We start from the raw sequence: 23,861 nt of genomic DNA on the forward strand, positions 1-23,861 counted from the left end.
CACAACCGCATCCAGACACACCGAACACGGCCCCACCAGAAAGAGGGACAAGCAAGAACAGTAAACGCCGCCGAACAGCGACAAAAACGCCACCAACAAGATCACAGCCCCGTCGGCGACCCGGAGGACACTACACCAGCACCCCACCACCACCAAACTCGGTCGGGATGCTCAGCAGACGCCCCCAGATCGGACACACTGGGTCACGGACTGGGCACAGGCTTTGCGGGGCATCATGGCCTACACCGTGAGGTGGTGCCGTGCCCTCGGTCGCACTGTCGGTGGACAGGAGGTTGCCCATGACCACAGTGACCTCACCCGTGGCCGGCGAGGTGGTGGGGTTGGCGGTCGTACCGGACCCGGTGTTCTCCGACGCCATGGTGGGACCGGGGACGGCCATCGACCCGCGACGGCAAGCCGGCGAGGTGTCGGCCCCCGTGGACGGGCTGGTCGTGACGCTGCACCCACACGCGTTCGTGGTCGTTGACGACGACGGCCACGCGGTACTCACACATCTGGGTATCGACACCGTGCAGCTGAACGGACAGGGGTTCGAGCCCGTGGTGTCCAAGGGTGACCGGGTACACAGAGGCGACCTCGTACTGCGGTGGGACCCCACCGTGGTCGAGGCGGCGGGCAAGTCCCCCCTCTGCCCGGTGATCGCGCTGGACGCCAGCCCGGACGCGGTGACCGAGGTGCGGGAGTCGGGCCCCACGGCCAGTGGGGACGCGCTGTTCCTCTGGCGTTGACGCGACGTACCGGCGCGGCCAAGCCCCGCACAGGAGTTTTCCCGACGGCACCAGGCCGTCACTTTCGGACCGGAGACAGGTGACATGGAGACAAGCCTTCGCGGCGTCGGTGTGAGCCACGGAGTGGCCATCGGAGAGGTGCGGCACATGGGGGCTGCCGTACTCGAACCGCCTCCGCGCGAGACGCGGGAGACGGAGGCCCCTCAGGAACGGGAGCGGGCCCGTCGGGCGATGGACGCCGTGGCCGCCGACCTCAACGCAAGAGGCCAGCTGGCGGGGGGCGACGCCCAGGCCGTGCTGGAGGCGCAGGCGATGATGGCCGAGGACCCCGAGGTACTCGCGGACATGGACCGCCGTATCGACGACGGCAGCACGGCGGAGCGGGCGGTGTACGACGCCTTCTCCGCGTACCGCGCCTTGCTGGCCGGGGCCGGGGACTACTTCGCCGGACGCGTGGCCGACCTGGACGACGTCCGCAACCGGGCCATCGCGCGGTTGACCGGGGTGCCGATGCCGGGGGTGCCGGACAGCGACGAGCCCTTCGTCCTGATCGCGCGTGACCTGGCTCCGGCCGACACCGCGCTGCTCGACCCCACGCTGGTCCTCGGTTTCGTCACCGAGGAGGGCGGGCCCACCAGCCACAGCGCCATCCTGGCCCGCGCCCTGGGGGTGCCGGCGGTGGTCGCGCTGCCCGGGGTGCGGGGCTTGGAGGAGGGCACCATCGTCGCGGTGGACGGGAGTACCGGCGAGATCATCGTCGAGCCCGACGAGGAGGAACGCAGCGCCCTGCGGAAGCTGGCCGAGGAGCGGCGAGCCGCCGCGGCCTCCGCGGTCGGGCCCGGTGCCACCGCGGACGGACACAAGGTGCCCCTGCTCGCCAACATCGGCGGGCCGGGGGATGTCGCGGCGGCCGTGGAGGCGGGCGCTGAGGGTGTGGGGTTGTTCCGTACCGAGTTCCTGTTCCTGGAGGACAGTGCCCGGGTGCCCTCGCTGGAGCGGCAGGTAGAGGTCTACCGGGAGGTGCTGGAGGCCTTCCCCGAGGGGCGGGTGGTCGTACGGGTGCTGGACGCGGGGGCGGACAAGCCGCTGGACTTCCTCAACCCGGTGGAGGAGCCCAACCCCGCGCTGGGTGTGCGGGGGTTGCGGGCGCTGCTGGAGCACCCGGAGGTGCTGTCCGGTCAGCTGACGGCGTTGGCCCGCGCGGCGGAGGGGTTGTCGGTGTACCTGGAGGTGATGGCGCCGATGGTCGCGGACCGGGGTGAGGCCCGGGCCTTCGCCGACGCCTGCCGGGAGGCGGGCCTGCGGGCCAAGTTCGGGGTGATGGTGGAGGTACCGGCGGCGGCGCTGCGGGCCCGGTCGCTGTTGCAGGAGGTGGAGTTCCTGTCGTTGGGCACCAACGACCTGGCGCAGTACACCTTCGCGGCCGACCGGCAGGTGGGGGCCGTATCCCGGCTCCAGGACCCCTGGCAGCCGGCGCTGCTGGACCTGGTGGCGCTGTCGGCGGAGGGGGCGAAGGCCGAGGGCAAGAGCTGCGGGGTGTGCGGGGAGGCCGCGTCCGACCCGACCCTGGCGTGTGTGCTGGCGGGCCTGGGCGTCACCAGCCTGTCCATGGGTCCCTCGGCCATCCCCTACGTACGGTCCACCCTGGCCAAGCACACCCTGGCCCAGTGCGAGCGGGCGGCCTCGGCGGCGCGGGCAGCCGACAGCGCGGAGGGGGCACGGGCCGCCGCCCAGGCGGTGTTGTCCAGCGAGTGACCTGGCGGAACCAGGTGGGATCCCCCAGCTCGGTCCGGTGAGGCTCCGCGTGGGGTGCTCGCTTCGCCGCTCCCAGAAGGGCGAAGCCCCCGGGGTGGCCGCACCCGCTTGTCGCCCGGCCACCGGAGGTGGGATGCCACTCCCCCGCCTCCGGTGGCCGTGGGCTACGGCGGATCGGTCGGGGGTGTGGGGAACCCGTCCGAGGGGTGGAGGGGGTAGGCCGAGACGTACCGCACGCCGTGCTCGGGGGGCAGGGGTTCGCCGGTGTCGGGGTCGGTGCAGTAGGCGGCGAAGATCTCGGCGGCCGTCAGGGGGCGCAGCCCTCCCCGTTCGCCGACCCAGCCGCGTACCCGCTCCCGGCCGTCGGGGCCGGAGCGCAGCATCAGGGCACCGGGCCCACGGCGCAGCAGCACCTGGGCCAGGGCCTCGCACAGGGCGCGGACCTCCTGGTCGTCGTCCGGTGGCGGGGCGTCGTCCTCCACGGTGAGCGCCTCGGCACGGTCGCCCTCGGGTGACTCCACCCAGCAGACCAGGTGGTGCGGGCCGGGGCCGGCGGCCCACAGGGCGGTGGCGAGGAGTTCACCGGCCAGTGCGGTGGCGGCGTGCTTCGCCGTGTCCGGGGTGCCCCGGCGCAGTCGGGCCAGGGCGGTCGGGAGGGTTCCGGTGTAGGGAGCCGTGGCGCCTTCGGTGGCCCGGGCGAGGGTGGACCGCAGGTGGCTGTCGGGGTGGTGGGGTGGCAGTCGGTGCCCCCGGCAGTGGTGGCGGTGGTAGTGGAGGTCGAAGGGGGCGAGGTGGAGGTGGAGCCCCTGTCGGCGCAGGTGGTCGAGTTGGCGGCGCAGGTGGTGGAGGTAGCGGGCGTACCGCCGGGCGGGCTGGTCGGAGGGGCTGGTGCCCTGGAGGGCGGCGAGGCTGGCCGGGTCCAGGGCGACGGCCACCGTGCAGGGGGTGCCGCGCAGCGGGGCGGGCGTCCCCGAGCGCCCTCGCCGGTGGCGGGTGGGTCGCTCGGGGACGTCGGGTGGTTGGGCGTGGTCCATCGGTACCCCCGGGTGCGCGCTGTGCCCAGGACGGTGGCCTGAGCGGCGATCGGTTCCGGGGCCGAACCTAGTGCGGGGGTCTGACAGTCGCCGTGGCGCCGGGGTCACCATAGGTGGTCCGTGGGGCACCGTGGGTGCCTTGGCTCAGGGGCGTCGCTGGGCCAGATCCTCGTAGAAGCGGAGGAGTTCGACGTTGTCGACCGAGCCGGGGTTGACCGCCTTCTCCAGGGAGGTGCCCTGAAGCAGGCGCTTGACCGGGACCTCCAGCCGCTTGCCGGTGAGGGTGTGGGGTACGCCGGCGACCTCGACGACCTCGTCCGGTACGTGGCGGGGCGAGAGGCTGGAGCGGATGGTGGTCTTGATGCGGTCGCGTAGCGCGTCGTCCAGGGTGGCGCCCTCGGCGAGGTGGACGAACAGCGGCATCCAGTAGCCGCCGTCGGGCAGTTCGACGCCGATGACCAGGGACTCCCGGATCTCGGGGAGCCGTTCGACCGCCTCGTAGATGTCGGCGGAGCCCATGCGGACACCCTGGCGGTTGAGGGTGGAGTCGGAGCGGCCGTGGATGACCACGGTGCCCCGGCTGGTGAGGGTGATCCAGTCGCCGTGGCGCCAGGCTCCGGGGAACATCTCGAAGTAGCTGTCGTGGTAGCGGCTGCCGTCGGGGTCGTTCCAGAAGTGGATGGGCATGGACGGCATGGGGTTGGTGACGATCAGTTCGCCGACCTCGTCGACGACCGGGCGGCCCTGGACGTCCCAGGCCTGGAGGTCGACGGCCAGGGCGGGGGCCTGGAGTTCGCCGATGTACACCGGGAGGGTGGGGACGGCTCCGGCGAAGCAGGAGCAGACGTCGGTGCCGCCGCTGACGGAGGCGATCCACATGTCCTCGGCGACCTCGTCGTGGATCCAGCGGAAGCCGTCGGGGGGCAGCGGGGAACCGGTGGTGGCGACGCACTTGACCTGGCTGAGGTCGAAGTCGCGGCCGGGGTGGGCCTCGGCCTTGCGGCAGGCCATGACGTAGGCGGCGGAGGTGCCGAAGACGGTGGCTCCGGTGCGTTCGGCGATCTGCCACTGGGCGTCGACGGCGGGGAAGCCCGGGGAGCCGTCGTAGAGGATGATCGTGGAGCCCACCAGGAGGCCGGAGAGCAGGAAGTTCCACATCATCCAGCCGGTGGAGGTGTACCAGAAGAAGCGGTCGCGGGGGCCGATGTCGCAGTGCAGGCCGAGCTGCTTGAGGTGTTCGACGACGATGCCGCCCTGGGACTGGACCAGGGCCTTGGGCAGTCCGGTGGTGCCGGAGGAGTACAGCACCCACAACGGGTGGTCGAAGGGCACCTGCTCGAAGACCGGCTGTACGTCGTGGCGGGTGAGGGTGTCCCAGTCGAGGGTGTCCGCCGGGGGCTCGTGGCCCAGCAGCGGGATGTTGACCACCGCGCGCAGGGTGGGCAGTTCGCGGCGCAGCTCGGCGACGACCTCGCGGCGGTCGTGCTCCTTGCCGCCGTAGCGGTAGCCGTCGACGGCGAACAGGACGACGGGCTCGACCTGCTGGAAGCGGTCGAGGACGCTACGGGCGCCGAAGTCGGGGGCGCAGGAGGTCCACACCCCGCCCACGGCGGCCGTGGCCAGCAGGGCGACGGCGGCTTCGGTGGTGTTGGGGACGTAGCCGCTGACCCGGTCGCCGGGGCGCACGCCCAGCCGGCGCAGTTCCTGGGCGAGCGAGCCCACCTGGCGGCGCAGCTCGGCCCAGCTCACGGTCTGGGGGCGCTGGTCCTCGTCGATCTGGAGCAGCGCGGGCTGCTGGGCCCGCTGGGGGTCCTCGCCGGCGCGCAGGGCGTGCTGGGCGTAGTTGAGGGTGGCCTGGGTGAACCACTGGGCGCCGGGCATCTCACGGCTGCCGAGCACCCGCTCGTACGGGGTGGTGAAGTCGACGTCGAACCACTCCACGACGGCGGTCCAGAAGTCCGACAGTTCCTCGACCGACCAGCGGTGCAGGTCCCCGTAGGAGCCGTGGGGGTCACCGGGCCGGGGGGCCGGGGCGCCGTGGTGGCGGGCCGCCCAGTCGTGGAAGCGGGTCAGCTGGGTCCCCGCGATCCGGTCGCCGCTGGGCTCCCACAGGGGTTGCGGTCCGTGGCTGGCTTCGGTCATGAAACGGCTCTCCCGGGTGTGCGGTCCTGCTCCTCGGCGACCCGCCCCGTGGGCGCACGGAGACGTGCCGGCTCGGCAGGGACGATGCCATGTGATCGACATCCGCACCAGGGCGGACGCCACACCTTCCTGGTCGTGGGCATGTGGCGGTCGGGGATGGTGGCTGTCGGCGGGGGTGGCGGTCGCCGGGCGTCAGGAGGGCGTCCGATCCGTGAACGGATGCTGAACAACATCCACTTCGCGGTCCAGCGGTGGCAGGCTGAGCAGCATGGATGCCCGGGACCTGGCGCGGTCGACAAGAGTGGTGGGGGTGACCCGCGCGTTGCGCTCGGTGGGGGTGGCGTGGCGTCGGCGGTCGCTGGACGCCCGTGCGGTGTCCTCGGGTGGGGAGCGGGCCAGGACGCCGGGTGAGCTGGTGTCGGTCGAGCCGTTGCCGGGCGGTGGGCTGGTGCGTTTCGCGCGGTCCCGTCTGCGGGTGCGGGTGACGGTCCAGGGCGCGGTGTTCTGTGGCTGGGACGGTGCGGAGCCGGAGCCCTCGTACGCCCTGGTGTGCTGTCCGGCCGCCGACGAGCGGGCTCAGCTGGAGCCGGACATGGACGGGGGCTGGCGGGTGGTGTCCCGCCGGGTGCTGGTGACGGTCTCGCGCCGGGGGGTGGTGGAGGTGTGTACGCCGGGGGGCCGGGTGTTGCGGCGTGAGTGGCCGCCCCGGTGGTGGGAGCGGCCGGACGGGGCGCCGGGGGTGGCGCGCTGGAGTCAGCTGGCGGAACTGCCGGCTGAGGCAAGGGTGTTCGGCCTGGGTGGCAGTGGGGTGGGGCCGGGCCTGCCGTCCGGTGCGTACCGGCTGTGGAACTCCAGTCCGACGCCGTTGCAGCCCGACCTCCAGCGGCGTCCGGTGACCATGCCGGTGCAGTGGGTGGTGTCCGGGGCGGGCGCGCACCTGGTGTTCCACGACAACAGCGCGGAGGGCGGCTGGTCGCTGCGACGGGGCGCGGAGGGGGCGGGGTCGGGGCATGACCAGCCGGCGCGCGGCACCCTGCGGATGTCCGGCGGGCCGGTGCGGTACTGGGTCCTGGTGGGCACCCCGGCACGGGTGGCGAGGTCCTGGGCGCAGTTGACGGGTGGGCCGGCGTTGCCTCCCTCCTGGGCGTTCGGATACCAGCACGGCGCGTGGGGGTTGGGGGACCCCGAGCGGCTGTCGGAGGTGGTGGAGGAGTTCGGGGAGCGGGGGTTGCCGCTGACGGCGGTGCACTTGGACCTGGACCATCTGGAGCCGGGTGGTGGGCGGCCACGGCCCCGACTGTCGGCGGTGACCGGGGAGTTGGCGGACCGGGGGATACGGCTGATGTCGGTGGTGGAGCCGGGGGTGCCGACCCGGGGTGGCGGTGAGCGGTACCGGGAGGGGGTGGCGGCCGGGGCCTTCGTACGGGACGGGCGGGGGCGGCTGGTGCGGGGGCTGGGGTGGTCGGGCGAGGCGGTGTACCCGGACGTGACCGATCCGAGGGTGCGCAAGTGGTGGGGGGAGCTGTGCGCGGAGCGGCTGGCCGACGGGTTCGCGGGGGTGTGGCAGCACCGCGACGAGCCCACCTCCTTCGTGGCCTTCGGCGACCCCACCCTGCCGGGGTCCGCCCGGCATCACGTGGAGGGTCGGGGCGGTGACCACCGCGAGGTGCACAACGTCTACGCCCTCAACCTGGCCCGGGCGGCCTTCGAGGGGCTGCTGCACCAGCGGCCGGACCAGCGGCCGTTCGTACTGTCCCGGTCCGGCTGGGCCGGCTCGCAACGGTACGGCGGGGTGTTCGGGGGCGGGACGGGCAGCGGTTGGGAGGGGTTGCGGGCCTCGGTGTCCTGGACCCTGTCGCTGGGGCTGTGCGGGGTGCCGTACTCCGGGCCGGACGTGGGTGGGGTGTGGGGCGCGGTACCGGCCGAGCTGTATCTGCGCTGGTTCCAACTGGGCGCCTGGCAGCCCCTGTTGCGCACCTACGCGGGCCGGGGCGCGGGCGCCAGGGTGCCGTGGGCCTTCGGCGCGGAGGTGACCGAGGGGGTGCGGGAGGCGTTGCGGCAGCGGGAACGGCTGCTGCCCTTCTGGGAGACGCTGGCCCAGTTGGCGCTGCGGACCGGTGCCCCCTATGTGCGGCCCCTGTGGTGGCGGTATCCCGGGGACCGGGCGCTGTGGGAGGTGGGGGACGCCTTCCTGCTGGGTGACGACCTGTTGGTGGCGCCGGTGTGCGAGCCGGGGGTCCGACGGCGGACGGTACGGCTGCCGAAGGGCCTGTGGTACGACACGGCCACCGGCCTGGCCCACCGGGGGCCGGGCGAGGTGGAGTTGGCGGCCCCGCTGTCCCGGATACCGGTGCTCGCCCGGGCGGGGGCGGTGCTGCCGGTACGGGGCGCGGAGGGGGTGGAGCTGGAGGTGTGGGCTCCCGAACCGGGGCAGCGCGGCGGCGGGTGGTACGCCCCGGTCACCGACGGCACCAGGGAACGCGTCGAGATGGAGCGGTACGTGTCACTGTGGGCACCGGACGGGCGGGGCCCGCTGGTCACCCGGGAGGACGGCTCCCCGGTGCAACGCCCGGTGCGCGCCCGGGGGTTGCCGGAGGAGTGAGGGCACCGGGACGCCCGGGGGTTCCCCTGGCCGGCCCGGCGGTACGGGTGGCGTGTGGCCCCCGGTGGCCGAGGGTGGGTTCGGTGTCGCCGGTTGGGCCCGGCCACTTCCCTCAGCCCGAAAGTGCTGGTAGAGCGTGCACATGCGTTTTCGACTGAGACTGCACCGGGCCGGCGCCGCAGCCGCCGCGCTGACCCTCTCGCTGACCGGGGTACTGATGGGCGCCTCCGGCTCCCAGGCCGCCACCCCGCACAAGGCGCCCAAGGAGAAGGCGCCCAGGGAGTTCGTGTCGCTGCGGTCGGTGGACCCCACGATCCTGCACGAGATCCGCTACCCCACCCCGCACAACTTCGTCGGTGAACCGGTGGACGGGTACCGCGAGCCGCTGTGCATCGTCACCCGCGACACCGCCCGTGCCCTGCACAAGGCACAGCGGTCGTTCCTGCGGAAGGGCTACAGCCTCAAGGTGTACGACTGCTACCGCCCGCAGCGGGCCGTGGACCACTTCGTACGGTGGGCCGAGGATCTGGACGACGAGCGGATGAAGGCCGAGTTCTACCCCAGGGTGGAGAAGAACCGGCTGTTCGAGGACGGTTACATCGCGGAGAAGTCCGGGCACAGCCGGGGTTCCACCGTGGACCTGACCCTGGTGCGGCTGCCCGCCAAGCCCACCCGGCCGTACGTCCCCGGGGAGCCGTTGAAGTCCTGCTTCGCCCCGAAGCACGAGCGCTTCCCGGACAACTCCCTGGACATGGGCACCGGCTTCGACTGCTTCGACACCCTGTCCCACACCCTGGACCCCAGGATCAAGGGCAAGCAGCGGGCGAACCGCCTGCTGTTGAAGAACGGTCTGGAGAGGGTGGGCTTCGGCAACCTGCCGGAGGAGTGGTGGCACTTCACCCTGGAGAAGGAGACCTTCCCCGACACCTACTTCGACTTCCCCGTCAGCCGTCGGTCCCTGAGCCACCACTGACCGGCCACTGACCGGCTGACCGACTCACCGCTGGACGAGACGGCACGGCGCCACCCCCGTCGGCCCCGTGCCGTCTCCCCTGTGGGGACGCGCGGAGGGCCGGTGGCTTTGCGCGCGTGACACGGCTGTGAAGCGCCCGCCGTGGTTTCGGGACACGGGGGGCCGGGGTGACCCGTCGGGTTCAGCTGACCGGGGCGGAGGACCTCTGCTCGTTGGCGGCCAGCATGGCGTGCTCCACCACGGAGATCAGCACGTTCTTGGCGGAGCCCAACTCCCGCGCGTCGCACACCAGCAGAGGGGTCCGCTGGTCCAGGTCCAGGGCCTGGCGCACCGTCTCGGTGGGGTAGTCCTCGGCTCCGTCGAAGCGGTTGACGGCCACCACGAAGGGGATGCCCCGGCGCTCGAAGTAGTCGATGGCGGAGAAGCTGTCCTCCAGCCGACGGGTGTCGACCAGCACCACGGCACCCAGCGCTCCCTGGGCCAACTCGTCCCACAGGAACCAGAAACGGTCCTGCCCGGGGGTGCCGAACAGGTACAGCACCAGGGTCTCGCTGAGGGTGATCCGGCCGAAGTCCATCGCCACCGTGGTGGTGGTCTTGGCCTCCACCCCCTCGGTGTCGTCCACGCTGCGGCTGGCCTCGGTGAGGGTCTCCTCGGTGCGCAGCGGCTTGATCTCGCTGACCGCGCCGACCAGGGTGGTCTTGCCCACCCCGAACCCCCCGGCCACCAGGATCTTCAGGGTGACGGGGTCAGTGGGGGGCTGGTTCGCCCGAGCACGTCGTTCAGAGCGCCCGAAGACCATTGATCACCTCTCGGAGGATGTTCTCGTCCGGCAGTTCGGCCGCCGGTACGGGGCGGCTGACGCGTACCAGTCCGGCGTCGATCAGGTCGCCGATCAGCACCCGTACCACCCCCACCGGCAGGTCGAGGTCGGAGGCCAGTTCAGCCACCGAACGCGGGGTCTCCGCGCACCATCCCAGGATGTCCAGCTGTTCCGGGGACAGTGAGCGGTCGGTGGGTTCCTCCCCCGGCAACGGGGTCCGGGGGGTGGCGATGATCAGCGCTATCAGGTCCAGCACGTGGTCGTCGGCGCTGGCGCGGGTGCGGCCCCGCGTCATGGCGTACGGACGCACCACCGGTCCGGCCGCGTCGTCGAACCATCGCTCGGTCATCGCGCGTCCCGTCAGTGCTGCGGGGCGTCGAGACGTGGTGCGGTGGCCAGGTGGGCGCCGACCCGCTTGACCAGCAGGGTCATCTCGTAGGCGATCTGGCCGACGTCGGCGTCGGACTCGGCGAGCACCGCGAGACAGCTGCCGTCGCCGGCGGCGGTCACGAACAGGAAGGCGTCGTCGAGTTCGACCACCGTCTGCCGGACCGAGCCCGCCTCGAAGTGGCGGCCCACTCCCTTGGCCAGGCTGTGGAAGCCGGAGGCGACCGCCGCCAGGTGTTCGCCGTCCTCCCGGCTCAGCCCCTCGGAGGTGCCCCGGGCGAGGCCGTCCCCGGACAGCACCAGGGCCTTGCGGATGCTGCCGACGCGACCCACCAGCTCGTCCAGCAGCCAGTTGAGGTGGTGTGCGCCCTTGAGATGGCGGCCTGCGTTCGGTGTGGTCATGGACCGTTCCCCTCCGGTGTGGTTCCTGGGTTCCTTGAGGTGTCCTCGCGGGGCGAGGCGTTGTGCTGGCGTCCGCGCTGCCATCCTCGTTGCAGCGCGGCCATACGGTCACGTACCTCTTCGGCGTCCCGCTCGTCCGCACGCTGCTCCTCACCGCTCGTACGCGGGGACGGAGGCCCTTCGGTACGCAGTTGGGGCGCCAGACTGGCCTGACGAACGCGTCGCGGCAAGCCGCCGACCGTGCCTCCCGTCGTGGGAGGTTCGGCGGGGCGGTTCTCCTCCCGGGAGTCGGAGGACTCCTCCCTCGTGGGTGTCGGCACCACGTACGGGCGGGGTGAGGGCACCTGCTGCGGTCGCCGGGGTGCCTCCTCGGAGCGCTCACGCTCCCGGGTCTCCTGCGAACCGTCGCGCTCCGGCTCCACCGGCCGCCCGTGGTCGGACACCAGGGTCGGGGAGCGGTGCGGTCGCCGTCGGGGCAGGGGGGCCGGCCCCTGGTGGCCCGGCGGTGTCGGCGGTTGCTCCACCTCGTGCTGGGCGCGCTGGGGGCCACGGGCCGGCAGGGGCGGGTGCTCGGGGGACGGGCGGAACAGCGAGTCCTCGCGCGGAGCCGGGTCGTTCGCCTCCCGTGGTGGCTCCAGTTCCACCGGTCCGTCCAGGCCGCCGTGCGGGGTGCTGGGGCGGGCGGCGCGGGTACGGCCGGAGCGCCCGGAGAGCAGCGCCCTGGGGCCGGGCGGTGTTTCGCCCGCTTCCAGGACGTCCGACCGGGAGTCGCCCTCGATGCCCGGCGTCTCGGTGAGCAGGGTGCCGGGGATGAGGACCACGGCGGTGGTGCCGCCGTACGGCGAGGGCTGGAGGGAGACCCGTACGCCCTGTCGGTTTGCCAGCCGGGAGACCACGAACAGACCTAGCCGGTCGGTGTCGGACAGCTCGAACTCGGAGGTCTCGGCGAGCCGCAGGTTGGCGTCGAGCAGCATCTCCGGGGGCATCCCCAGGCCCCGGTCGTGGATCTCCAGCAGGTAGCCGTTGGCCACCCGCTCCCCCAGCACCTGTACGGCGGTGTGCGGGGGCGAGAACACCGTGGCGTTCTCCAGCAGTTCGGCGATCAGGTGGGTCAGGTCGCCCACGGCCGGCCCATCGACGGCGAGCCGGGGCAGTCGCCGGACCTCGATGCGCTCGTAGTCCTCCACCTCGGACACGGCCGCGCGCACCACGTCCATCAGCTGGACGGGCTTGCGCCACTGGCGGGAGGGCGCGGCGCCGGAGAGGATCACCAGGCCCTCGGCGTGCCGTCGCATACGGGTGGTGAGGTGGTCCAGGGCGAACAGGTCGGCCAACTCGTCCGGGTTCTCGGTGCGCCGCTCCATGGTGTCCAGCAGGGTCAGCTGACGGTGCAGCAGCACCTGGCTACGTCGGGCGAGGTTGACGAACACCTCGGAGACCCCGCGCCGCATCTCGGCCTGCTTCACGGCGGCTTCCACCGCGGCCCGTTGGAGGGTGTTGAGGGCCTGGCCGACCTGTCCCATCTCGTCGGGGCCGTAGTCCAGGCGGGGCGCCTCGGTCTCGACGTCGACCTCCTCGCCGGCGCCCAGGCGGCGCATCACGCTGGGCAGTCGGACGCCGGCGGACTCGTTGGCCTCCTTGCGGAGGGTGTTGAGGTCGCGCACCAGGCTCCGGCCGATGCGCAGGGAGATGATCACCGACAGCAGTACCGCCAGGAAGCCGAGGACGGTGGCGCCTCCGGCGATCAGGAAGACGTTGCGGCCCTCGGGTTCGGCGCGCTCGCGGAAGCGGTCGTACGCCTGGTGGGTCATCTCCTCCAGGTCGCTGAGCACCGTGGAGGAGGTGGCCTCCCAACGCTTGGCGTTGACCGCCGCGTTGGCCCGTCCGGGGCCGTGGTCGACGATGGCGTCCTCGTAGGAGCGCAGGGTGTGGGCGTCGCCGCTGTTCCAGAACTCGCTGTAGACGCGGCCCTCTTCGGGCGGCAGGGACTGGAAGACGGTGTCGTAGATGTAGGAGCGCTCGGAGATCCGGTCCGCGATGGCGCGGTGGTCGGCCTTGGTCAGGACGCGGTCCGCGAAGGCGGCGGACAGCAGGGCGTTCTCCCGGGCGAGGTACTCCCGGGCCCGGGCGACCTCCACCAGGGCACGGGCGTGCTGCACCAGCCCCTGGTCGGTGAAGCCGTCCAGGGAGGCGAGGAAGTCGAAGGTGGCGTCGGCCACCGCGTTGTACTGCTGGTAGGCGCTGGGGCGGGTGAGGGTGCCGGCGTCGGCCTTGACGCGGGCCTGCACGATGTCCTCGTAGCGCGAGAGCTGTTTGTCCAGCAGTTCGCGGGAGTCCTCCTGGAGTCGGGGGCGCAGCCCGTCGGACTCGGCGTTGTCGCGGACGCGTCGGATGGCCTTGTCGGTGGACTTCCGGGCGGCCAGCATCTTCTGCTCGACGTCGGAGAGCCGGGGGTCGGCGAGGTACACCAGGGTGTACCTGCGTTCCCGCTCGACCGAGTGAAGCGCCAACTCGCTGGGGCTGCCGACCTTCTCGTCGATCTCCACCACGTCGAGCAGGCGCTTGGCGTCGCTGGCCGTGATGTACGTGGCGAAGACCCAGATGGACATGAGGGAAACCAGCGGCACCATCAGCAGCGCCACCATCTTCCGGCGGATCGACTTCCCGCGAAAGCGCATGGTCTTCCCTAGGTCAACCCCCTTGGGGAGGGGCGTGTTTCAACAGCAAACGGCGTTGAGCCTACTACTGACCGCGCCCCAACTCGTAGGTATGTCCGAGCATTCCCGCCAGCCTCACCGGCAACCTCCACCCCACTTGTCCGCCGATGCCCTAACGATGCCGCAACAAGCGATAACGAACCGAGGGGTAGGGCAACAGATCCGGTAGGTCACCGAGGACACTGTGGTGGAGGGAGGGTGGAGAAGTCATGTACAGCAAGCCCAGGTTGGCGGATCCGATACGCACCGCCGCCGTGCGCGCGGTGATCCTCGTCGCGGTCACCCTCGTGCTCCTTCTGGTCGCGGTCCTGTGCTCACTGGCGGAGGTGTGGATCGCCTTCCCGATGGTGCTGGCCACCGTCGGCGGCACCGTGGTCTCCACCTGGGGCGTCCTGGACGTGTGGGTCACCCGTCAGGTGTGGATCCAGCGCCACGGGGTGGAGTCGGTGCCCAGCAGCGTGGCGCGGCCGGGTCGCCGGGGACGCCAGCGAGCCGGCGGTGCCGCCGGGGGCGGCTGAGCGGAACCCCGGTCGGGCGACCCGGTGTCCCGGCTGGCCAAAAAGCGCCGGCCGCCAGGACCTACGCGGGGTGAGCGCCGCTCAGCCCGGGCCGTCCTCCCCCGGGGTGCCCGAGGCGGTGGCCCGCTCGTACTCCACCGACGGCGCCTTCGCGGGGTGCGGCACCGGGGCGGGCTCCTGGGGTCGGCGGAAGACCCGGGTGGCCGTGATCTGGCCGTGGACGGCGGACTCCTCCTCGTCCCGGGGCAGGCCCGGGCGCAGGTGCTCCTCCACGCTGATGTACTTCAGCCCGGCCCTGAGGTCGGCGTCATTGCGCAGCCGGATCACCAGGGGGAACTCCGCCAGCGCGGTGGTGTCGAACAGGCCGGTGGTGTACAGGAGTTGGACCCCCAGGGCGTCGGCCACCGCGCGTTGCAGCTCCAGCAGGTAGGTGGCGTTGGCCCGGCCGATGGGGTTGTCCAGGAACAGGGTGCCGGCGTGCCGGTCCTGGTCCCGTCCCCGGTCGTGGCTGCGCAGCGCGGCCATGGTGCAGTACAGCGCGATGGCCGCGGTCAGCAGTTGGCCCCCGGAGAACACGTCCCCCATCTGTCCCACCGGCACCCGCTCGGCGCGCAGCACCGCGTCCGGCTTGAGGATCTCCACGCTCACGCCCCGGGGGCGCAGGGCGGCGTGCACCCCTCGCAGCAGCAGGGTCATGCCGTCCCTGCGCAGGTCGGAGTTCTTGCGGACCGCCGCCTGGGTGGCCTCGTCGATCACCTCGCCCAGCCGCTCGGTGAGGGTCGCCTGGTCGGGGTCGTCGAAGCGGATACGGAGGAACTCCTGGCCCGACCACTCCCCCAGCCCCTCGGGCAGCCGGGACAGTCGCTGGGCCGAGCGCAGGGTGGCCAGGGACGCCTCCACCAGCCCCCGCAGCCGGTCCACGATGCTGTCCCGGTTGCGCTCCAACTGGTCGAGTTCGTCGGTCAGTACGCGCAGCCGGGGGGCGAACGCCCGGGCCCAGGCGGCGGCGTGCTCCGGCAGGGCGGAGGCCGGAAGCTCCCGGATCTGCTGGCGGGCGGGAGTGGTGACCCGCTCGAAGCGGTTCGAGCCGGCGTGCCGTACCAGCACCTCGCAGGCCTCCCGTACCGCCGCCTCGGCGGCGCCCAGGTCGGTGGCGCAGCCCCGCAGGGAGCGGCGGGACTCGGCCGCGCGCTGGCGCGCCTCCGACGGTGAGCCCGGGTACGGCTCGGCCTCGTCGGGGTCCTCCTCCTGCGCGGGGTCACGCAGCAGGTCGCGCAGTGCGGTGGCGGTCTCGGCGAAGGCCTCGGCCGCGTCCTGGGCGGCGAGGTGGTCCCGACGTACCGCCTGGTCGGCGGCCTGGGCGGTGGTCACCACCTCGGCGCACTCGGCGAGTTCGGCCTCGGCGGCCCGCAGCAGCTCCCGGGCGTGCTCGGTGTCGCGCGGCTCCCTCTCGGGCGGCAGCTCGGTGTGCCGCTCGCCCTGGGTGGGGGCGAGCCGTTCGGCCTCGCCCCGCAGTCGTCCCAGTTCCTCGCTGGCGGTGGAGGCCCGGCCCTCCAGGGTCTGCACCAGGGCCTCGGCGCGGGCGGCGGCGGCCTGGCGGGAGGGGGCGTCGGCCCCGTCGGGGCCCTCCAGCAGTTGCCCGGCGCGGGTGCGTACCCGGTTGGACAGGCGGTCCAGAGCGGCCAGGGCGGCGGTCTCGTCGCCCTCCGCGCGGGCCTGTTCGGCGCGCAGGTCGGCGCCGACGCCAACCCTCTCGTACAGCTGGACGGCGCTGCGGTAGGCCTCGCGCAGTGCCGGCAGGGAGCTGTCGCTGTCCGGGGCGCCGGCCACGTCCTCGTCGGAGACGCCGGCGACCTCGGCGCGCTCCACCCGCAGGGCGCGGGCGGTACGGCGGGCGTCGTCGGCGGCGCGCTGGGCCTCCCGCCGGTCCTGGTCGGCGGCGCGGGCCCGCTCCAGTTCGCGTCCGGCCCGTTCCTCGCAGGTGTCGGCTTCCTGGGCCAGTTCCCGTAGGCGTCCGCGCCAGGCCGGGCGCTGGCGCAGTCGTGCGGCGAGCCCGGTCAGCGCGTCGGCCGCGCGGCGGCTGTGCTGGGCGCGTTCCTGGAGGGCGTCGCGGCTGCGGGCGGCCTCCTCGGAGGCGGTGGTCGCCTCCAGGTGGCCGTCCCGGGCGGTGCGCAGGCGTTCGGCGGCGCGCTCCCGGTGCTGTTCGGCCTCGGTGTGGGCCTGGCGCAGTTCGGCGAACCGGCCCTCGGGGCAGCCGGCGCGCCAGGAGCCGAGTCGGGCGGACAGGGCCCGGTCCTCGTTGAGCCGGGCGGACAGGCGGCGGATCTCGCCGTCCCGGGCCAGGGCGCGCTCGCGCAGGTGGCGCCGTTCCTCGTCGGCCGCGCGCTCGTCGTGCATCGCCGGGTTCGGGGGGACCAGGAAGACCTCGCCGTCCTGGCCGCTGTCGGGGGCCGGCACCGGGGCGGTGAGCGCTCCGGCGGTGCCCACCGCGACGGTGGAGCGGGGCAGCAGCGCGGCGTCGGTGAGCGCCTCCCGGGCCCGGGCGTAGCTGGCGGGGTCGGTGACGACCACTCCGTCGACCAGTTCGGGACGTGCGGCGAGCACCCTGGCGTGGTCGGTGGGGTCCACGGCCTGGGCCAGGTACCGCCAGCCCGGTAGTGCGGGGATGCCGTTCTCGCCCAGGAACTCCACGGTGGACAGCACGTCGGCGCTGGGCGGCAGCAGTCCGCCCTCGCCGAGGGCGCCCAGGATGCGGTTGTCCTCGGCCGCTGCCGTACGCAGGTCGAACAGCCGCCGTTCGGCGGCGGCCACGTTGTCCTCCAGCAGCTGCCGCAACTGCTCGGCGTTGGCGTCGAGTTGGGTGGCGTCCAGGCTGGCCTTGCCGTGCTGGGGGCTTTCGAGTCCGAGGAGTTCGGTGAGGCGTTCCTCGGCGCCCAGGGCTTCGGCGGTGGCGGTCTCGTCCTCGACCCGGGTGCGGGCGCGTTCGGCGGCGTCCTCGGCGCGGGCGGCGGCGAGTTCGGCCTGTGCCAGTTCGGTGGCGGCCCGGTTGGCGGCCTCGGACAGCCGTCGGGCGGTGTCGCGGTGCTCCTCCCAGGAGGTTGCCGCGCGCCTGGCGGCGTCGCTGGCGGCCATCGCCGCGCCCGCCGGGTCGGTGTCGGACTCGGTGATCCAGCCGGCGGCGACGGCCTCGGCGACCTCGTGTTCCACCTCGTCCAGTCGCTGGCGGAGGTGGTCGGCCTCGCTGCGGGCCCGCTGGGCCGCGGTGGCCGCGTCGGTGGCGTGCTGGTGGGCGGTCTCGCTGGTGGTGGTCAACTCCGCGGAGCGGGCCTCCTGTTCGCTGGCCGCCTCCTCCGCCCGGCCGGCCGCCTGGTGCAGGGCGCGTACCAGTTGTACGGCGGCCTGTTCACGGGCTTCCAGGGCGGGTGCCGCGTCGCGTTCGGCCTCCTGGATGGCGGCGCCCACCCGGGCCCGCCGGTCGGCGGCGGCACGGTGCTGGAGCACCGTTTCGGCGGCCTGCCAGGCGCTGTGCAGGGTGCGGGCCTCGGTCAGTTCCCTGCGCTGGGCGGCGGCTCCCTTCTCGGCGCCGGTCAGGGCCAGGGAGGCGTGGCGGTAGGCGAGTTCGGCGGCGACCAGGGCGCAGCGGTCGCGTGCGGTCTGGGCGGCGGTGACGGCTTCGCCGGCCTGGTCGGCGCGTTCGGCGAGTTCGGCCACCCGGCCGCGCTCCTGTCGGGCGCGGGCGGCCAGGGACTGGGCGAGGGAGCGGGTGCGGGACTCGGCGGAGGCGTGGACGGCGCGGGTCTGGTCGCGGTGCTCGGCGGTCTCGCTGACCCTCTGCAGCAGGTCCAGGGAGCCGGCGGTGAAGTCGCGTTCGGCGGTCAGTTCGGCGCGGCGGCCGAGTTTGTGGGCGAAGCCGTGGACCAGGTCGGCGAGGCCGTCGGTGTCCCTGGTGTCGGTGACCGCGCGCAGCAGCAGGTCGGTGAAGTCGGAGTCGTCGCGGACCGCGAAGAGTCCGGCGGCTTCGCCCTCGTCGGCGTTCATCTCCCTCTGGTAGCGGAAGAGTTCGGGGTCCAGGCCGAGCGCGGTGAGGTGTTCGTTCCAGCGTTCGTGGACCTCCTCCCAGGCCACGTCCAGGTTGGGGTAGGCCTTTCCGGTCTCGACGAGGAGGTCGCGGAAGCCCTTCATGGTGCGTCGGCGCCCGGTGGCGGCGGAGGCGCCCTCGGTGGTGGGGCGTACGGCGTTGGACTCGGCGACCGGCAGCGAGTCCAGGCTCATCCCGGGGCCGGGCCGGAAGGAGTACCACGCCTCGGTGAACTTGCGCGGGTCACCGGACACCTGGCGACCGCGCCACTCGCTGACCTTGCCGACCACGATGGTCTCGCCGGTGCGGGTGTGCTGCCACTCCAGGGCGACGTGGCCGCAGTCGTCGGCGAGCAGGAACTTGCGCAGCACCCCGGAGCTGGCGCCGCCGAGGGTGTTGCGGTGGCCGGGGAGCATCACCGAGAAGATCAGTTTCAGCAGGACGGACTTGCCGCCGCCGTTCTCCAGGAAGAGCACGCCGGCGGGGGCGGGGCGTCGGGGTGGTCCGGTGTCCTCCTCCTCGAAGAAGTCCGCCTGCACGGGGGCCGGTTCGGGCACCAGGGCGCCGACTCCGCGCAGGTCCAGCACGGTGTCGGCGTACCGGGCGCCGGCCGGGCCGATGGAGTAGAGGCGGATGCGGGACAGCTCGTACATGGGTGGACTCTCGGGGAAGAGGGGGTGGTTCGGGGGCTGCTGGGGTTCAGGAGTGGAAGGGCAGGCCGGCGTCGGCGACGAGTTCCTCGTCGCTGTCGGTGTTGGCGACCAGGCTCGCCTGGCCGTCGGCGACCGGCACCACGCCGAGGTCGAGGAGTTCGGCCATGGCGGCGTTGCCGGCCATGTCCCGGACCTGGAGCTGGTACCGGGCGGTGGTGCGGTAGGTGCCGCCGCTCTCGTCGGAGGTGCGTTGCAGGAAGCCGGAGTCGGCGAGGAAGGTGACGGCCTTGGCGACGATGCCGGTGGTGGAGCCGGCCAGTCGGCGGGCGTCCTTGGTGGCTCCGGTGGCGCTGCGGCGTTGGTAGACCCGCCAGGCGGCCTCCAGTCCGGGGGCCTCGGAGGTGGGGTCGGTGTTCTCGCCGGCCTCCTCGGCGCGCTCCTCCAGTCGTCGGCAGGCCTGGCGGACGAAGCTCTCCACGCCGTTGACGCTGACCCGGCCGATGTAGCCGTCGTCGGCGAGGTCCTCGGGGCGGGGGAACGCCAGGGCGGCGACGGCCAGGTGGGCCAGGCCGTGCAGGAAGCGGTCGGCGGAGTCGGCGCTGGCCCGACGGGCGTACTCCCCCATACGGACCGCGAACACCGAGTCCTCGGCGGCGGCCAGGGCCATGCCGGCCCGGGTGGAGACCTCCAGCACCACCAGGCCCAGGCCGGTGGCCACGGCGTCGGCGAGCCGGGCGAAGGCGGGGTGCTCGCGGTAGCGGCGCAGGAGTTCGGCGTACTCCGCGTCCCGGGCCGGCTGGAGCTTGGGCTGGAGGCCCAGCGCGACCAGCCGGGCGGCGTCGGCGGTGTCGGCGGGAGTGGGCACCGGCTCGCGTTCGGGGGCCTGCTCCCGGGTGGGGGCGTCGGCTACGGCGGACTGTTCGGGCTCGGTCACCGCTGGGGCTCCTCGGGGTGTCGGTTTCGGTCCGCGTCACTGGCTGGGGTGGGCGCCGCCATGTCAGGCCACCTCCGCCCGTTCGGCCGCCATGCCGACCGCGTCCAGCAGGGCGGTGCCGACGATCAGGTCGGCGCCGCCGAACTCGGGGTCGTCCAGTGCGGTGCCGTCGTCCACGGCGAACAGCAGCTGTTCCTCGCCCTGGCGGTAGGCGGTGCCGACCGGGGGGCTGGCCGAGTGGAAGGCCATCAGGGCCACCAGGTAGGGCAGGTCCGGGTCCTGTCGACGGGCTTCGGTCAGCAGTCCCGACAGTCGGCGGGGCGCGTCCGGTGGGAGGGCCAACAGGGTCTGCGCGGCGGCCAGTTGGTCCTCGCTGAACCGGCTGTCGTCGGGGGTGGCGATCAGGTCGGGTTCCGGCATCTGGGCGCCGAGGTGTTCCCGGGGGGCGGGCGGGGTGAGCAGCAGGTCGACCAGGTCGCCCAGACGTACCGCTCCCGGGTCGCGGGGCCCGGTGCCCCGGGCGAAGTAGGCGTCGGTGACCTGTCGGGCGTCCTCCAGGGGCAGGCCGAGCACCGGGGACAGCAGTTGTCCGTACAGGTCGAGGCCGGGGTGCGAGCTGGGGGCGGTGAACGCCTGGCGGTCCTGTTCGGCGCGGAACAGCGGGCCGGCCTCCAGCAGTCGGGACTGCAACTGGGTGTGGCGGCGGATGCAGTCCTTCACTATGTCCACGAGTTCGGCGGCCCGTCGTTTGTGGTCGGGGCCGCGTTCGGCCGCCGCCTCGTCACGGGCGCGGCGGATGTTGGTGAGGATGGCGTTCTCGTGGCGGTACCGGTCGGCCACGTGGTCGAGGGCCTCGGTGATCATGTCGGGGACGGTGTGCAGCCAGTCGACGGCGCGGATGTCCCGTCGGGTGGCCTCCAGGGTGCGGCGCAGCGCCTCGGCGTACTGGACGGTGCGGTACCGGGCCTGTTCGGCGGCGAGTTGGGCGTCCGCGAGCCGGCCCCGGTTGATCAGCACCTCCAGTTTGACCTCGGCGGCGATCTGGGCGCTGGTGACGTCGGTGTCCAGGGCGCCGACCAGCACGTTGACCGCCTCGTCGGTGGTGCGCAGATACACCCCGCCGCCGGGTCCGGGGACCTCCTCGATCAGCTTGAAGTCGTAGTCGCGGCGGACGTAGCTGCCGTCCGGGTCGAAGGTGCCGTACACCGCGCGGAAGCCACGGTCGACGCTGCCCACGTTGATCAGCGACTCCAGCACCCAGCGGGCCACCCGTCGGTGCTCCTCGGTGGGCCGGTGGGGAGCCTGGGCGGCGATACGGGGGATGAGCCGGGCCACTATCTCGTCGTGGTCGGCACCGGTGTCGAAGTCCATGTGCAGGGTGACCAGGTCGATGGCGGCCAGGGCGACCTCGGCCATGGCGTAACCGCCGTACTCCCCGGCGAGGTTGGCCTTGCGGACGTCCAGGTCGTGCAGCGGCGCGGTGCAGGCGAGCGCGCGCAGCCGCCGGGCCAGACCTTCGTCGGCGGCCGGACCGGGTGCGGGAGTACGGGGGGCGGCGCCCCCTCCGAGCTGGTGCGCAGTCACGACGGACACACTAGGCGCTCACGCCGACAGAGGCGGACGCCGCACGGGGCGGTCCCCCGCACGGGGTGGGATGTCGTGCCGGTACGGGTACCGTCCAACTCCGTGGCCGGGCGGGCGCGTTGCCGCCCCCGTATCTCCGCGTGGGGCGGACCGGGACCCGGTACCGGGTCGTACGGTGGGGGCACCGTCCACGTTCGTGGAGGACGCGCCGAGAAGCGCAGAAAGGTGCCGCCCGTGACGACGCCCCCGGTGATGGATCTCAACGCCGACCTCGGTGAGGGTTTCGGCCGTTGGCGGCTGACCGACGACCGGGCGTTGCTGTCGGTGGTCACCAGCGCCAACGTCGCCTGCGGTTTCCACGCCGGTGACCCCCCGATCATGCGGGAGGTGTGCGAACGGGCGGTGGCCGGCGGGGTGGTGCTGGGGGCACAGGTGTCCTACCGGGACCTGGCCGGTTTCGGTCGCCGTGCCATGGAGGTCCCGCTGGACGAGCTGGCCTGTGAGGTGGCGTACCAGATCGGTGCCCTGGAGGTGTTCGCCCGCGCCGCCGGCGGGGCGGTGCGCTACGTCAAGCCGCACGGGGCGCTGTACCACCGGGCGTGCGCGGACCCCGAGGTGGCCCGGGCCGTGGTGGAGGGCGTCGCCTTGGCCGGCGACTCCCTGAGGGTGCTGGCCCTGCCGGGTTCGGCGCTGACCTGGGCCGCCTCGGCCGCCCGGCTGACCCCGGTGGGCGAGGCCTTCGCCGACCGGGGCTACGCCCCCGACGGGACCCTGGTGCCGCGGGACCGGGCGGGCGCCCTGGTCAGCGATCCGGCGCAGGTGGTGGCCCGCAGCGTCACCCTGGCCCGGGAGGGGGTGGTGGACGCGGTCGACGGGACACGGGTGGAGGTGCGGGCGCGCTCGTTGTGCCTGCACGGGGACACCCCGGACGCCACCATCCTGGCCCGGGCCGTCCGGGACGGGCTGGAGTCGACCGGGGTACGGGTGGAGAGCTTCGCATGAGGGTGCTGCCGGTCGGCGAGCACGCGCTGCTGGTGGAGTGCGCCGACGCCGAGGAGACGGCCGCCTGCCACGCGGAGTTGCTGCGCCGCCGCGCCGTGCGGGAGCTGCCCCCGGTGGCGGAGATCGTGCCGGCGGCCCGCACGGTGCTGCTGGACGGGGTGGCCGATCCGCCCGCACTGGCCCGGGAGTTGGCCGGCTGGCGGCTGCACGGGACGGTGGAGGGGGACCGGCGGACGGTGGAGGTGCCGGTGGTCTACGACGGTCCCGACCTGGAGGTGGTGGCCGCGCACTGGGGTGTGGCGCCCGAGGAGGTCGGCCAGCGGCACGCGGGCTTCGACTACCGGGTGGCCTTCTGCGGTTTCGCCCCCGGCTTCGCCTACCTCAGCGGGCTGGACCCGGCATGGGCGGTGCCCCGCAGGGAGACCCCGCGCACCTCGGTGCCGGCCGGTTCGGTGGGCGTGGCCGGGGAGTACACCGGGGTCTACCCCCGCAGTTCCCCCGGGGGTTGGCGGTTGGTGGGACGTACCGACGCCCCCCTGTGGGACCTCGACCGCGATCCCCCCGCACTGCTGACCCCCGGGGTGCGGGTGCGGTTCGTGCCCCGTGGGGGCGCGCGGTGACCGCCCGCCTGGAGGTGCTGCGACCGGGTGCGCTGACCACCGTGCAGGACCTGGGGCGGCGGGGCTGGGCCCATCTGGGGGTGCCCCGCTCGGGGGCGCTGGACCAGCCGGCGCTCGTGGTGGCGAACCGTCTGGTGGGCAACCCGCCCGGGGCGGCGGGGCTGGAGTCCACCCTCTCCGGCTGCCTGCTGCGGGCCCGTGGCGCGCTGACCGTGGCGGTCACCGGCGCGGCCGGCCCGGTACGGGTGGACGGCCGGCCCGCTCCCTGGGGCGCCCCGGTGCGGGTGCCGGACGGCGCGGAGGTCGAGTGGGGAACGGCCCGTGCCGGGGTGCGCGGCTATCTGGCCGTGGCCGGAGGGCTGGCGGTAGCCGAGGAGTTGGGCAGCCGGTCCACGGACCTGCTGTCCGGGCTGGGGCCGGAACCCCTCAGAGCCGGGGACACCCTGCCCGTGGGCACCGCGCCGGTGGGCCGTACGGGCTCCGCCGGTGCCGCCGACTGGTCCGGGGGCGCGCCACTCCCCCTCCCCGAGGGGGCGGTCACCCTGCGGCTGCGGCTGGGGCCGCGCCACGACTGGTTCACCCCGGAGGCGCTGCGGACCCTGGGCTCGGCCGACTACCGGGTGTCCAGCGCGAGCAACCGGATCGGCCTGCGGACCGAGGGGCCGGCCCTGGAACGGTGCCGGGAAGGGGAGTTGCCCAGCGAGGGCATGGTGTGGGGAGCGGTACAGGTCCCGCCCGACGGCCGGCCCATCGTGTTCCTGGCGGACCACCCCACCACCGGCGGCTACCCGGTGGTGGGAGTGGTGGTCGGCGCCGACCTGCCGTTGGCGGCCCAGGCGGCTCCCGGGGTGACGGTGCGTTTCGCCCCGACCGGGAGCTGAGCGGGCC

At 73.5% G+C, this 23,861-nt stretch carries 17 protein-coding genes; 8 read left to right on the forward strand and 9 right to left on the reverse strand.

Features of this window, described 5'->3' with window-relative positions; all coding sequences use genetic code 11:
* The first annotated feature begins 299 nt into the window (after nucleotides 1-299).
* A complete protein-coding gene (locus ABZT14_RS21480; protein WP_356305187.1) occupies nucleotides 300-749 on the forward strand; it encodes a PTS glucose transporter subunit IIA in 450 nt (149 codons plus the stop codon).
* Between the two features lie 84 nt (nucleotides 750-833).
* A complete protein-coding gene (ptsP, locus tag ABZT14_RS21485) occupies nucleotides 834-2,504 on the forward strand; it encodes a phosphoenolpyruvate--protein phosphotransferase (protein WP_356305189.1) in 1,671 nt (556 codons plus the stop codon).
* Between the two features lie 164 nt (nucleotides 2,505-2,668).
* On the opposite strand, the gene ABZT14_RS21490 is transcribed toward ptsP, so the two are convergent.
* Nucleotides 2,669-3,538 (reverse strand): hypothetical protein, encoded by an 870-nt coding sequence (locus tag ABZT14_RS21490; protein WP_356305191.1) that lies wholly within the window; start codon nucleotides 3,536-3,538, stop codon nucleotides 2,669-2,671.
* A 144-nt stretch (nucleotides 3,539-3,682) separates the two neighbouring features.
* Nucleotides 3,683-5,680: an acetoacetate--CoA ligase gene (locus tag ABZT14_RS21495; RefSeq protein ID WP_356305193.1), complete on the reverse strand. Its 1,998-nt coding sequence runs from the start codon at nucleotides 5,678-5,680 to the stop codon at nucleotides 3,683-3,685.
* Between the two features lie 268 nt (nucleotides 5,681-5,948).
* On the opposite strand from ABZT14_RS21495, the gene ABZT14_RS21500 reads away from it, so the two are divergent.
* Both ABZT14_RS21500 and ABZT14_RS21505 read left to right on the forward strand, forming a co-directional pair.
* Nucleotides 5,949-8,282 carry a glycoside hydrolase family 31 protein gene (locus ABZT14_RS21500; protein ID WP_356305195.1) on the forward strand — a complete coding sequence of 778 codons (2,334 nt, stop codon included), beginning with the start codon at nucleotides 5,949-5,951 and terminating at the stop codon, nucleotides 8,280-8,282.
* Between the two features lie 217 nt (nucleotides 8,283-8,499).
* Nucleotides 8,500-9,255: a M15 family metallopeptidase gene (locus tag ABZT14_RS21505; protein ID WP_356305459.1), complete on the forward strand. Its 756-nt coding sequence runs from the start codon at nucleotides 8,500-8,502 to the stop codon at nucleotides 9,253-9,255.
* 181 nt (nucleotides 9,256-9,436) lie between these two features.
* Here the strand turns inward: ABZT14_RS21505 and ABZT14_RS21510 are convergent, their stop codons facing one another.
* Genes ABZT14_RS21510 through ABZT14_RS21525 form a run of 4 tightly spaced genes read right to left on the reverse strand, consistent with a single transcriptional unit; the run spans nucleotide 9,437 to nucleotide 13,545 of the window.
* A complete protein-coding gene (locus ABZT14_RS21510; protein WP_356305197.1) occupies nucleotides 9,437-10,057 on the reverse strand; it encodes an ATP/GTP-binding protein in 621 nt (206 codons plus the stop codon).
* Nucleotides 10,038-10,427, reverse strand: coding sequence for a DUF742 domain-containing protein (locus ABZT14_RS21515; protein ID WP_356305199.1), 390 nt, complete (start codon nucleotides 10,425-10,427; stop codon nucleotides 10,038-10,040). Before ABZT14_RS21515 ends, ABZT14_RS21510 begins: the two co-directional genes overlap by 20 nt.
* A gap of 11 nt (nucleotides 10,428-10,438) precedes the next feature.
* Entirely contained in the window at nucleotides 10,439-10,867 is a 429-nt protein-coding gene (locus ABZT14_RS21520; protein WP_356305201.1) for a roadblock/LC7 domain-containing protein, read from the reverse strand.
* The gene (locus ABZT14_RS21525) at nucleotides 10,864-13,545 is read right to left on the reverse strand and encodes a nitrate- and nitrite sensing domain-containing protein (RefSeq protein WP_356305203.1); all 2,682 of its coding nucleotides are present in this window, start codon (nucleotides 13,543-13,545) and stop codon (nucleotides 10,864-10,866) included. Before ABZT14_RS21525 ends, ABZT14_RS21520 begins: the two co-directional genes overlap by 4 nt.
* A gap of 248 nt (nucleotides 13,546-13,793) precedes the next feature.
* Here ABZT14_RS21525 and ABZT14_RS21530 point away from each other — a divergent pair, with 248 nt between their 5' ends.
* A complete protein-coding gene (locus ABZT14_RS21530) occupies nucleotides 13,794-14,102 on the forward strand; it encodes a hypothetical protein (protein ID WP_356305205.1) in 309 nt (102 codons plus the stop codon).
* A gap of 81 nt (nucleotides 14,103-14,183) precedes the next feature.
* On the opposite strand, the gene ABZT14_RS21535 is transcribed toward ABZT14_RS21530, so the two are convergent.
* The 3 genes from ABZT14_RS21535 to ABZT14_RS21545 all read right to left on the reverse strand — a co-directional run bounded on the left by ABZT14_RS21535 (nucleotide 14,184) and on the right by ABZT14_RS21545 (nucleotide 21,351).
* On the reverse strand, nucleotides 14,184-18,833 hold the full coding sequence (locus ABZT14_RS21535) for a hypothetical protein (RefSeq protein ID WP_356305207.1): 4,650 nt from the start codon (nucleotides 18,831-18,833) through the stop codon (nucleotides 14,184-14,186).
* Between the two features lie 46 nt (nucleotides 18,834-18,879).
* The gene (locus ABZT14_RS21540) at nucleotides 18,880-19,698 is read right to left on the reverse strand and encodes a hypothetical protein (protein ID WP_356305461.1); all 819 of its coding nucleotides are present in this window, start codon (nucleotides 19,696-19,698) and stop codon (nucleotides 18,880-18,882) included.
* Between the two features lie 132 nt (nucleotides 19,699-19,830).
* Nucleotides 19,831-21,351, reverse strand: a complete 1,521-nt coding sequence (locus ABZT14_RS21545; RefSeq protein ID WP_356305209.1) for a hypothetical protein — start codon at nucleotides 21,349-21,351, stop codon at nucleotides 19,831-19,833.
* Between the two features lie 252 nt (nucleotides 21,352-21,603).
* Here ABZT14_RS21545 and ABZT14_RS21550 point away from each other — a divergent pair, with 252 nt between their 5' ends.
* Genes ABZT14_RS21550 through ABZT14_RS21560 form a run of 3 tightly spaced genes read left to right on the forward strand, consistent with a single transcriptional unit; the run spans nucleotide 21,604 to nucleotide 23,854 of the window.
* Nucleotides 21,604-22,353, forward strand: coding sequence for a 5-oxoprolinase subunit PxpA (locus ABZT14_RS21550; RefSeq protein ID WP_356305463.1), 750 nt, complete (start codon nucleotides 21,604-21,606; stop codon nucleotides 22,351-22,353).
* Nucleotides 22,350-22,973 (forward strand): 5-oxoprolinase subunit PxpB, encoded by a 624-nt coding sequence (gene pxpB / locus ABZT14_RS21555; protein ID WP_356305211.1) that lies wholly within the window; start codon nucleotides 22,350-22,352, stop codon nucleotides 22,971-22,973. The genes ABZT14_RS21550 and pxpB overlap by 4 nt, the downstream gene beginning before the upstream one ends.
* Nucleotides 22,970-23,854 (forward strand): biotin-dependent carboxyltransferase family protein, encoded by an 885-nt coding sequence (locus tag ABZT14_RS21560; protein ID WP_356305213.1) that lies wholly within the window; start codon nucleotides 22,970-22,972, stop codon nucleotides 23,852-23,854. The genes pxpB and ABZT14_RS21560 overlap by 4 nt, the downstream gene beginning before the upstream one ends.
* The last annotated feature ends 7 nt before the right edge of the window (nucleotides 23,855-23,861 follow it).

Origin of the sequence: Streptomyces sp. NPDC005438 (genome assembly GCF_040606315.1) — a bacterium.
In the GTDB taxonomy this organism is placed as follows: domain Bacteria; phylum Actinomycetota; class Actinomycetes; order Streptomycetales; family Streptomycetaceae; genus Streptomyces.